We start from the raw sequence: 12,022 nt of genomic DNA on the forward strand, positions 1-12,022 counted from the left end.
TGCTGGTATCGGCCAACGGCCAATCCATCCGGTTCTCGGCGACCGACGAGGCGCTGCGCCCGATGGGCCGCGCCACCTCCGGCGTCCAGGGCATGCGGTTCAACACCGACGATTACCTGTTGTCGCTCAACGTGGTTCGCGAGGGCACGTACCTATTGGTGGCGACGTCCGGCGGCTACGCCAAGCGCACCGCGATCGACGAGTATCCGGTGCAGGGCCGCGGCGGCAAGGGCGTGCTGACGGTGATGTACGACCGGCGGCGCGGCAAGCTGGTGGGCGCGCTGATCGTCGACGAAGACAGCGAACTCTACGCCATCACCTCCGGCGGCGGGGTAATCCGCACGGCGGCGAGGCAGGTCCGTAAGGCGGGACGGCAGACCAAGGGTGTTCGCCTGATGAACCTGGGCGAGGACAACACGCTGCTGGCCATCGCGCGCAACGCCGAGGAGAACGCGGACGAAGTCGTCGACGAAGCGGAAGGCGCCGCGGACGCAGACGACTAGTCGTTGACAATCCGCGCGGTCCGACGAACGGCCGGGCAATTAGACTCGGCCCGACCGGACAAAATGCGACGCCCCCGCGGCCGTGGCAGGAGAGCTAAGGAGTCGGGGTGACCTCACCGAACGAGCCGGGCGCCCCCAAACTGGGCGATGGCCTTAATGGGGATGGCTCGGCCGAGCGTGCCGGCGCCCACCGCGCGACGCCGCCCGCACCGGCCGGCCGCGCTCCGGACGCCGGGGACTCACCGCCGTGGCAGCGTGGCGGTCCCCGGCCCCCGCAGGCGCCGCAACGGCAGACCGAGCCGCCCACCGAGGCGCGCCAGTCCGGCCCGCCCAGTGGTGTCGAGGCGCGGCTCAACCGGTTCATCTCCGGCACCGCGGCCCCCGGCGCACCCGCGCAGGGCAAAAACCCGCCGCACGACAACGACGCCCCGCAGGGGCGTGGCGACGGGCCGCCGGCGGAGGCTTACGCCAGCGAGTTGCCCGACCTGTCCGGCCCGATTCCGCGGGGCCCCCAGCGCAAAGCGTCACCCGACCGCGCGCCGGAGCCGTCGACACAGGCGGGATCCGGCCGGTCGTCGGCCACGGAAAACCGGGAGGGCCGCGAGACCCGCGAGAGCCGCACCCAGGTGTCGCGGCGACCGCGCGGGCCCGTGCGGGCCAGCATGCAGATCCGCCGGATCGATCCGTGGAGCACGCTGAAGGTCTCGCTGTTGCTCTCGGTCGCGTTGTTCTTCGTCTGGATGATCGCCGTGGCGTTCCTGTATCTCGTCCTCGGCGGCATGGGCGTGTGGTCGAAGCTGAACAGCAACGTCGGCGACCTGCTGAACAACACCAGCGGCAGCAGCGGCGAACTGGTCTCCAGCGGCACCATCTTCGGCGGGGCCGTGTTGATCGGCCTGGTCAACATCGTGTTGTTGACGGCGATGGCCACCATCGCCGCGTTCGTCTACAACCTGACCACCGATCTGATCGGCGGCATCGAGGTGACGTTGGCCGACCGCGACTAGCGTTTTTGGGGGTCGGGCGGCAATTGCGGTAATCTCGTCGCTCGGCCGTACGCGTGTACGGGCCTATAGCTCAGGCGGTTAGAGCGCTTCGCTGATAACGAAGAGGTCGGAGGTTCGAGTCCTCCTAGGCCCACAACCATGTGCCCATCAAGACGTTGCGTAAGACTTGCCCTGCCAATCACACTGATCGCTGTGGTGGCGGCGGTGGCGTGGTCCCGACGCGGGGTCGAGATCTGGCACGTGGCGGTGGACGACACCACGGGTCAGCCACCACCCGAGCCCGGCGAGGGGCCTTAGCTCAGTTGGTAGAGCACCGCCTTTGCAAGGCGGGTGTCAGGGGTTCGATTCCCCTAGGCTCCACAAATCGTGGGCGCGCCGACGTGCGTCCACGCCGCCAGGAACAGCCAACGGAAACGGTTGGCGTAACTCGCGACCCGCCCGAATTTGGCGCGGGTTTTGCGTCCCGGATCGATAGCTATCCCGCTAGTGTGTAAGCACTGATCGCGTGCCGAATAAGTCGCAGCCGCAGCGAAAGCGGTTGACCTGCGAGAAAGCCCACCGCCAAACCACACACCCTCGATATCGACGTCGCAGTAGGCAGCCCCACAACCCGACAGTTGCTATCGCGCGATAGGCAGCCGACAGCGCGACTCCGCCTTTGCTGTGAGGAGGAAACGGCTTTGTTCGGGCCAATATCAAGGGCGCGTGTGCGGGGCGGGCTATGTCTTCGCACCCGGTAGCCACTCCCGTCGCGGTCATCGGCATGGCTTGCCGCCTGCCCGGAGGCATCGATTCTCCAGAACAGTTGTGGGAGGCCTTGCTCCGCGGCGATGACCTGGTCACCGAAATTCCACCCGAGCGGTGGGACGCCGACGAGTTCTACGATCCCCAGCCCGGTGTGCCCGGTCGGTCCGTCTGCAAATGGGGCGCGTTTCTGGACGACGTCGCCGGCTTCGACCCGGAGTTCTTCGGCATCACCGACAACGAGGCGACCGCGATGGACCCGCAGCACCGCCTGCTGCTGGAAACCTCGTGGGAGGCCATGGAGCACGGCGGCCTGACCCGAGAGACGCTGGCCGGTTCCCGCACCGGCGTCTTCATGGGACTGATGCACGACGACTACCAATTGGTGCACGCGGACGCCAACGCCCTGGAGGGCCCGTACGGCTACCTGGGCAATAGCTTCGCCATGGGCTCCGGACGCGTTGCCTACACGATGGGGCTACGCGGTCCGGCGATGACGGTGGATACCGCCTGCTCGTCGGGGCTTGCGGCGGTGCATATGGCGTGCCGCAGCCTGCATGACGGCGAAAGCGAGCTCGCATTGGCGGGCGGCGCCTCGGTGTCGTTCGAACCGCGTAAGTCCTGCTCGGGTTCCGCCATCGGAATGCTGTCTGCCACGGGACGCTGCCGCGCCTTCGACGTCGGCGCCGACGGGTTCGTGGCCGGCGAGGGCTGCGTCGTCTTGTTGCTCAAACGGTTGGCGGATGCCTTGCGCGCGGGCGACCGAATCTTGGCTGTGCTCCGCGGCACCGCGGCAAACCAGGATGGCCACACGGTGAACATCGTGACGCCGTCACGGGCCGCACAGGTCGAGGCCTATCGGGCCGCCCTGGCCGCGGCGGATGTGGACGCCCGCACCGTCGGCATGGTGGAAGCACACGGTCCCGGAACGCCGGTGGGTGACCCCGTCGAATACGCCAGCCTGGCGGAGGTGTACGGCGCGGACGGGCCGTGCGCGCTCGCATCCATCAAGACCAACTTCGGGCACACCCAGTCGGCCGCCGGAGCCCTCGGCCTGATGAAAGCCGTTCTCGCGCTGCAACACGGGGTGATCCCGCGCAACCTGCACTTCACCCAATTACCCGACGAAATGTCCCGTATCAAGACCAATCTCTTTGTGCCGCAGGCTAATACACCGTGGCCCAGCCAGCACGGACCGCGCCGGGCGGCGGTGTCGTCGTACGGGTTCTCGGGGACCAATGTGCACGCGATCGTGGAGCAAGGGCCGGTCACATCGGGCGCCCCGCCGACTCCCCCGGCGATCGATGGCCCGCTGCTCTTCCCGCTGTCCGCCACGTCGGCAGACGGGCTGCGGCGCACCGCCGGACGGCTCGCGGACTGGGTCGAAAAACACGCTCCCGGGCTCGCCGCATCGGACCTGGCGTACACGCTCGCCCGGCGGAGGGCGCACCGGACGGTGCGCACCGCGGTCATCGCCGGCACGCTCGACGAGCTGACCACGGGGCTGCGGGGGGTCGCCGCCGGCGGCTTCCCCTATCAGCCGGCGGTCGGGCAGGACGACCGAGGACCGGTCTGGTTGTTTTCCGGCCAGGGCTCGCAGTGGGCGGCGATGGGCGCGGAGTTGCTCACTACCGAACCGGTGTTCGCCGCGACGGTCGCGACGGTGGAGCCGCTGATCGCCCGGGAATCGGGTTTCTCAGTCACCCAGGCGATTTCGACGCCCGCCACGGTGACCGGGATCGACCGGATCCAGCCGGCGTTGTTCGCCATGCAGGTCGCGCTGGCGGCCACGATGAGGGCCTACGGGGTGCGGCCGGGCGCCGTGATCGGCCACTCGATGGGCGAGGCCGCGGCCGCGGTCGTGGCCGGGGCGTTGTCGCTGGAGGACGGCGTCCGCGTGATCTGCCGCCGTTCCCGGCTGATGTCGACAATCGCCGGCTCCGGCGCAATGGCGTCGGTGGAACTGCCGGCCGAGCAGGTCCTTTTGGAACTCATGGCCCGGGGTGTCGACGACGTCGTGCTGGCGGTGGTGGCCTCACCGCAGTCGACGGTGGTCGGCGGCGCCGCGCAGGCCGTGCGCGACCTGGTCACCGCGTGGGAGCAACGCGACGTGCCTGCGCGCGAGATCGCCGTCGACGTGGCGTCGCACTCCCCGCAGGTGGATCCGATCCTCGACGAGCTGTCCGACGCCCTCGCAGAGGTCGACCCCAGGACACCCGACGTACCCTTCTACTCCGCGACCGCATTCGACCCGCGCGAGCAGCCCGTGTGTGACGCCTGGTATTGGTCGGACAATCTGCGCCACATGGTGCGTTTCGCGGCCGCCGTGCAGGCGGCGTTGGAGGACGGCCACCGCGTGTTCGCGGAGTTGGCGCCGCATCCGCTACTCACCCATGCGGTCGAACAGACCGCGGCCAGCCTCGGTATGCCGCTGGCCGCCCTCAGCGCCATGCGCCGAGAGCAGGAACTCCCGCACGGGCTGCGCGGCTTTCTGGCGGATCTGCACGATGCCGGCGCGGCCGTCGACTTCTCGGCGCTCTATCCGGGGGGCCAACTGGTGGACGTTCCGCTCCCGACGTGGAGCCACCGCCGACTGCTGCTGAACCGCGACGGTCAGGATTCGCGGGCACGCGGCGCCTGGACCGTCCCGGTGCACCCGCTGATGGGGCCACATGTGCGGCTGCCCGAGGAACCCGAGCGCCACGTCTGGCAGGGCGAGGTTGGAACCGCGGCGCAGCCCTGGCTGGGCGACCACCGCATCCACCACGTGGCCGTTCTCCCGGGGGCGGCGTACTGCGAGATGGCGTTGGCCGCGGCTCGCACGATCTTCGGCGAGAAGTCGCAGGTTCGCGACATCGCATTCGAGGCGACGCTGCTGTTGGACGACGAGACTCCGGTCTGCGCGGACGCGTCGATGACCGCGCCCGGCGTCGCCGGTTTCGTGGTGCAGAGCTTTCAGCAGCGCAAGCCGATTCGGCGGGCGACGGCGGTGCTGCGGGCGGGAGGACGGGAGGACCGCCCGGCGGCTTACGACATCGCAGGCCTGCTCGCGGCCCACTCGTGCCGGCTGGACGGGGTCGAGCTGCGGAACCAGTTCGACGACCACGGTTTGCAGTATGGCGCGGCCTTCGCCGGACTGGCCGCGGCGCACAGCGCGGGCGAGGGCGCCGCCACGGTGCTGGCGGAGGTCGCGCTGCCCGGTGCTATCCGCTCGCAACACAGCGCCTACGGCGTCCACCCCGCGCTGCTTGACGCGTGCTTTCAATCGGTTGCGGCGCACCCCGCGGCCCGAGTCGCGGGCAGCGCCGGGCTGCTGTTACCGCTTCGCGTCCGCGGTATCCGGCTCTACGCCGAGACCCGCGGAGCGCGGTACTGCTACACGAAGGTGTCAACCGCCGACGGGGCCGGCGTTGAGGCCGACCTCGAGGTGCTTGATGAACAAGGGACCGTGCTGCTGGCCGTGGACGGACTGCAAGTCAGCACCGGAGCCGCCGAGGGTGCCCATCGCGATCGCGTGCTGAACGAACGACTGCTGACCATCGAGTGGACACAGCGAACACTGCCCGACGTGGAACACCTGGGCCGGGAATCATGCTTGCTGATCAGCACTTCCACCACCGCGGACGTGATGGCGACCAGTCTGGCCGATGCGGTGAAGTCCGCGGGAACCGACTGCGCGACCATGACATGGCCGCAGCACTGCGATCATTTGTCCAACTCCGAAACCCTGGGCTCGCACCTTGGTATCGGCAGTGTCCGCCGGGTGGTCATCCTGACCGGGCCGAAAAACGGCAACCCCGATGAGGAGTGCGCCCAGCGTGGCGGGGACTATGTCCGTCATCTCACGCGAATTGCGAGGCATATCACCAAGATCGATCAAGAGCCGCCGCGTCTTTATGTCGTGACGCGCAATGCCCAGGCCGTTGTGCCGGGGGACGTGAACAACCTGGAGCAGGCCGGGCTGCGCGGCCTGGTGCGAGCTATCGGCACCGAATATCCGCACCTGCGCCCAACGCTGATCGACACGGACGAGGAGTCCGACGCCGAGCAACTGGCCAGACAACTGTTGGGGCCGTCGGACGAGGACGAGACGGCCTGGCGGAACGGTCGGTGGCACACCGCCCGCGTGGCCCCCGGGCCGCTGCGGCCTGAGGAGCGGCGTACCGGCGTGGCGGATCACCCCTACGACGGGATGCGCATGCGGATCCGCACGCCCGGCGATTTGGAAACGCTGGAACTGGCGGCGTTTGAACGATTCCCGCCGGGGCGGGGGGAGATTGAGGTCGCGGTCACCGCATCCAGCATCAACTTCTCCGACGTTCTGGTCGCAGCAGGCGGGCAGGCCGGTGGTAACGGCGATGCAGCACGCCTCGGGACGGACTTCGCGGGCGTCGTGACCGCCGTGGGTCCCGACGTCTCCACCCATCGGGTGGGTGACCACGTCGGCGGGTTCTCTGGAAGTGGTTGCTGGGCAACGTTCGTCACCTGTGACGCCCGCCTGGCCGCGACGCTGCCGCCGGGCCTCACCGACGACCGGGCGGCTGCGGTGACCACTCCGCACACGATCGCCTGGTACGCCTTGCACGAGCAGGCAAGGATCGCCAACGGCGAACGGGTGTTGATCCATTCCGCCGCGGGCGGCGTGGGGCGGGCGGCGATCGCGATCGCCCGCGCCGCGGGAGCCGAAATCTTCGCCACCGCCGGAAGCGAGCAACGGCGGGAGTTGTTGCGCGACCTCGGAATCGACCACGTCTATGACTCCCGCGGTGTCGAGTTCGCGGAACAGATCCGCCGCGACACCGACGGATATGGTGTCGACATCGTGCTCAACTCGCTGTCGGGCGCGGCGCAACGTGCCAGCCTGGAGGTGTTGGCCGCCGGCGGACGATTCGTGGAGATCGGTAAGCAGGATGTCGATGCGAATACCAGGGTGGAGCTCTTTCCATTCCGGCGGAACCACACGTTCCACTACGTCGATCTGGCGTTGATGTCGCAGAGCCATCCAAAGCGAGTGGGCGGGTTGCTGGACACCGTGTACCGCCTTGTCGCACAGGGTGAGCTGCCGACACCGGACATCACCCACCACGCGCTCGGCGATGCCGCCGCGGCCCTCCGAGCGAAAAGCGAGGCCGAGCACACGGGCAGGGTCCTCCTCGATGTGCCGCAGACCGGTCACACCAACGTCGTCGTACCACCCCGTCAAGCCCGGACCTTCCGGAACGACGGCTCCTACATCATCACCGGTGGCCTGGGCGGCATCGGGCTCTTCCTCGCCGAAAGGATGGCCGCGGCCGGCTGCGGCCGCATCGTACTGAGCTCCCGGTCGCGGCCGGATGCCAAGGCGTTGGAAACGATCGAACTCATCCGGGCGATGGGCACCGACATCGAGGTGGAGTGCGGCGACATCGCCGAGGACGGCACGGCTACGCGTTTGGTGAGGGCGGCGACTGCCACCGGTCTGCCGTTGCTGGGGGTATTGCACGCCGCCGCGGTGTTCGAGAACGCGATGCTCGCCACCACGAGCGACGAGCTCGTCGACCGCAACTGGGCTCCGAAGGTGTTCGGGGCGTGGAACTTACACCAGGCGACGGCCCACCTCCGCCTGGACTGGTTCTGCGTGTTCTCCTCGGCGGTGGGTCTTGTGGGCTCGCCCGGACAAACGGCGTACGCCGCGGCTAACAGCTGGCTGGACGCGTTCGCGCGGTGGCGCCGCGCCCGCGGCCTTCCGGCCACCGCGATCGGCTGGGCATTGTGGGCAGAGGTCGGTCGCGCCGCCGAGGTCAGGTCGGAGACCGGCGAAGAGGTGACTCCCGGGCAGGACGGCGAAGGCACCGCGATTGCGCACTGGCGCGACACGGCCTTCACCGCCGAGGAGGGCGCCTACGCGTTTCAGGCGCTCTTGCGCCACGACCGGCCGTACGCCGGTTATGCGAAGTTGACGGGTACACCGTGGTTCGCCGCATACGCACAACGCAGCAGGTTCGCCGAGTTGTTTCGCTCCAGAAGCCAAAGCCCCAAGGGGGCAGGCGAATTGGCGGCCGAGTTGCACGCGCTGCCGCGCGAGGACTGGCCGGCCCGGCTCCGGCGCATGGTTTCCGACGCGGTCAGCCTGATTCTCCGGCGAACCATAGACCCGGATCACCCACTGTCCGAGTATGGACTCGACTCAATGGGCAACCTGGAGCTACGGACCCGTATCGAGGCGGAAACAGGGGTCCGCGTCACCACCAACGACATCACCACGATCCGCGGTTTGGCCGGGCTGCTGTGTGAGACTCTCTCCGCCACCGCCGATCTCGACGCCGGAGCAAACGTGCCGAAGGGGGCAGGGTGTTCGTAGGTGCAGGGCCGGCGCGCGGGCTGTTCGTGGGAACCGTTCATGACTGGATGCCGGAGGCGGGCAGAATCGTGTCCTGGCAAGCAGCTCCGGCCTCCCTCGAGAAAGCCCGGCACGCGCCGGCAAGCGATGTGCCGCTGAGCGCCATGCAGGAGGCGCACCTGCGCGGCTTTTCGCGATACGCCGCTCGGGGCCTAGACTATGCCCGGCTGGTCATCGGGTGCGGCGACGAACCGGGCCGGTGCGACGTCCGCGCGATGAATTACGTCATCAATGCACACCTGCGCCGGCACAAGACGTATCACAGTTGGTTCGCGTACGAAGACGCGGAACGCATTGTGCGCCACACCATCCAAGATCCCGCCGATATCGAGTTCGTTCCGATCCGGCATGACGCGATGACACCCAACGAGTGGCGCCAGTTCGTGCTGTCCACCCCGGACCCGGTGCAATGGGACTGCTTCAGGTTCGGCATCATCCAGCGCGCGGACCACTTCAGCTTCTTTGCGATCGTCGACCACGTGCACTGCGATCCGACGATCATCTCGGGGCTGTACACGGAAATCTTGATGAACTACCGGGTCCTGATCACCGGCGGCGCGCTCGTCGCCTCCCCCCCGCCCGCCAGCCACGACGACTTCTGCGTGCGCGAGAAGCAACACCTGGCCGGCCTGACGTCCTCTTCCCCCGAGGTGCGGAAATGGATCGAATTCGCCGAACGGAACGGCGGAACGCTGCCGGACTTCCCGCTTCCCCTCGGTGACTTGTCGGTGCCCTCCGGTGGTGACCTCATGGTCGAACGGCTGATGGACCAGGAACAGACCGCGGCTTTCGAATCACTCTGCATCCGGGCGGCCGCGCGCATCAGCGGGGGGTTGTTCGCCTGCGTTGCTCTCGCGCAATACGAGCTAACTGGTGCGACAACGTATTACGGCCTCGCACCCATCGACAAACGCAGAACCCTGGCGGAATTCTCGACCATGGGCTGGTTCACCGGCGTGGTCCCGTTCACCGTCCCCGTCGACCCGACATCGTTTGCAGAGACCGCGCGTGCCGCGCAGGCATCCTTCGACTCGAATCTGGATCTCGCGAATGTGTCGTTCAACGACGTGCTGAAGTTGGCGCCCTGGCTCAGACCGTGGGGGCCGAATTGCACCATGGTCAACTACATGGATGCCGGCCTGCCGCCGTTCTCTGCCACCGTCTCCTCCCACATGAAGAACGCGAATCTCAAAATCTACTGCGATCCACGGGATCCGGCGCACTTGTACATCTCGGTGATCCGTCTCTTCGATGCGGTATCAATATGGGTGAATTTCCCCAACAATCCGGCGGCCAGGGACTCCGTCATCCGATTTCTGAACGCGTTGCAAGGCGTGTTCAAGCGAGTCTTGGAAGGCCCCGGCTCGAGTGCACCGACCAAAACCACGGACCTCGCCTACGCGGACGACGACTGACGGAGCCGGTAGCAGCGATGAAGGTTGTCTTGGCCGCCCACGGAACTCGCGGTGACGTCGAGCCCTGCGCCGCCGCCGGCCTCGAGCTGATGCGGCGCGGCCACGAAGTGCGTATGGCGGTGCCGCCCAACCTGATCGGCCTCATGGAGGCCGCCGGGCTGCCTGCAGTCGCCTACGGGCCGGATTCGCAGGAGCAGGTGAACGCGCTCGCGGACTTCCACCACCGCGCCTTCAAGCCGCAGAATCCGCTCAGCTTGGTCCGCTCGGGCAGGGAGCTCTTCATCGAGGGCTGGGCGCAGATGGGCACGACGCTGACTTCGGTGGCGGACGGCGCAGACCTGCTGGTAACCGGCCAGACCTACCACGGGGTCGTCGCCAATGTGGCTGAGTACTACGACATCCCAGTGGCGACACTGCACCACATGCCGATCTGCGTCAATGGCCAGCTGGCCCTTCCGTCGGTACCATCGCCGGCCCCCCTGGTCCGCACCGCGTTGAGGACGGCGTGGTGGCTGTACTGGCGCATCACCAAGGAGGTCGACGACGAGCAACGCCGTCAACTGGGCCTTCCGCGGGCCGCCGGCCCGGCGGCGAAGCGAATGGCGCATCGCGGAGCGCTCGAAATCCAGGCCTACGACCGAGCCTGTTTTCCGGGCCTGGCGAAGGAATGGGATGGCCGGCGACCGTTCGTCGGTGCGCTCACGATGGATTTACCGACCTGTGACGACGGTGAGGCGGCCGCCTGGGCTACCGCGGGAACGCCCCCCGTCTACTTCGGGTTTGGCAGCACACCGGTCCGATCCCCGGCCGACACGATCGCCATGATCGCCGCCGCCTGCACGCAGCTTGGCGAACGGGCCTTGGTCTATTCGGGCGAGGGCGCCCCACACCGTACTTCACAATCCGACCGAATAAAGCTCGTCGGCCCGCTGAATTACGCGGCCACGCTTCCACTCTGCCGCGCCATGGTCCACCACGGTGGCGGGGGCACCACGGCCGCGGGCCTGCGAGCCGGAATCCCGATGCTGATCCTCTGGGATGTGGCCGAGCAGCCGCTGTGGGCCGCGCAGGTCAGCCGGATGCGAGTTGGCCGCGCCCAGCGGTTGGTGAGCACCACCGTGGAGTCACTCGCCCGGCATCTCCGCGAGATCCTCGCGCCGCACTACGCCGGCCGAGCCCGTGAATTCGCCGCCCAGATGACCCAGCCCGCCGAAAGTGTCACCGCGGCAGCGGATCTCTTGGAGAAGGTCGCCGTCGGGGAGCGTGCTTGATGATGTGGGGAACGGTGCTGCCGATCGCAGTTTGGCTGTCGCTGGACCCGACGCGACTGGTCATCGGCGGAATCCTGATGTCACGCCCCCGGCCCCGGCACAACCTCCTCGCCTACTGGTGGGGCGGCCTCACAGCGGGCGTAGCCCCGGGCGTCGGCGCCTTCGTACTCCTGCGGGATTCGCCAGCGACGGTTATGGAAGACGCGAGGTCCACGGTCGTGCGCTTCACGGGCGGGTACTTCCAAATCGCGATCGGCGTGCTTGCCCTGGCGATCGCGACCGGAGTGTGGGCGTACCGCGGCGCCCCACCGTCCCGAGCCCCGCAGCCGCCCCGACCGACCGCGGCCGCCCGGCTGACGGCCCGCGTCCGCCGCGCGTTGCAAGGCGGGAACCCGTGGGTGGCGTTTGGGATTGGACTGGTGACGACCGTGCCACTCGCCGATTATCTCGTGGTGCTCACCATCATCGTCTCCTCGAGAGCAGCGATCGGCGCTCAGCTCGGCGCGGTCGTGATCTTCACGATCGTGGTCCTCGTCCTGGTAGAGGTCCCCCTCGTCAGCTATCTTCTCGCGCCGGCGCAGACCCAGCTGGCGATGGTGCAGCTGCAAAGGTGGTTTGCCATTCACCGTCGCCGGCTTCTGATCGCCGCACCCGCTCTCGCCGGGATCATGCTGGTGGCCTCGGGCGTAAGCAGCCTCTGAGC

Annotated in this window: 6 protein-coding genes and 2 tRNA genes; all 8 read left to right on the forward strand. The window is 68.0% G+C overall.

Annotation, left to right across the window (positions count from 1 at the left end; genetic code table 11):
- Positions 1–503 (forward strand): DNA gyrase C-terminal beta-propeller domain-containing protein (locus A5691_RS04805; RefSeq protein ID WP_304528527.1); only part of this gene is annotated, 503 nt, incomplete at its 5' end.
- Between the two features lie 107 nt (positions 504–610).
- The gene (locus A5691_RS04810) at positions 611–1,510 is read left to right on the forward strand and encodes a DUF3566 domain-containing protein (protein ID WP_068016473.1); all 900 of its coding nucleotides are present in this window, start codon (positions 611–613) and stop codon (positions 1,508–1,510) included.
- A 59-nt stretch (positions 1,511–1,569) separates the two neighbouring features.
- A tRNA-Ile gene (locus A5691_RS04815) sits at positions 1,570–1,643 on the forward strand.
- A gap of 154 nt (positions 1,644–1,797) precedes the next feature.
- A tRNA-Ala gene (locus A5691_RS04820) sits at positions 1,798–1,870 on the forward strand.
- Positions 1,871–2,231: 361 nt separating this feature from the next.
- Positions 2,232–8,594: a type I polyketide synthase gene (gene pks2, locus A5691_RS04825; protein ID WP_068016471.1), complete on the forward strand. Its 6,363-nt coding sequence runs from the start codon at positions 2,232–2,234 to the stop codon at positions 8,592–8,594.
- Positions 8,585–10,048, forward strand: a complete 1,464-nt coding sequence (locus A5691_RS04830; RefSeq protein ID WP_304528526.1) for an acyltransferase — start codon at positions 8,585–8,587, stop codon at positions 10,046–10,048. The genes pks2 and A5691_RS04830 overlap by 10 nt, the downstream gene beginning before the upstream one ends.
- Before the next feature lie 17 nt (positions 10,049–10,065).
- The gene (locus tag A5691_RS04835) at positions 10,066–11,319 is read left to right on the forward strand and encodes a glycosyltransferase (RefSeq protein WP_068016466.1); all 1,254 of its coding nucleotides are present in this window, start codon (positions 10,066–10,068) and stop codon (positions 11,317–11,319) included.
- A complete protein-coding gene (locus A5691_RS04840; RefSeq protein WP_068016462.1) occupies positions 11,319–12,020 on the forward strand; it encodes a GAP family protein in 702 nt (233 codons plus the stop codon). The genes A5691_RS04835 and A5691_RS04840 overlap by 1 nt, the downstream gene beginning before the upstream one ends.
- Positions 12,021–12,022: the final 2 nt, after the last annotated feature.

It is taken from the genome of Mycobacterium sp. E183 (assembly GCF_001667735.1).
Lineage (GTDB): Bacteria > Actinomycetota > Actinomycetes > Mycobacteriales > Mycobacteriaceae > Mycobacterium.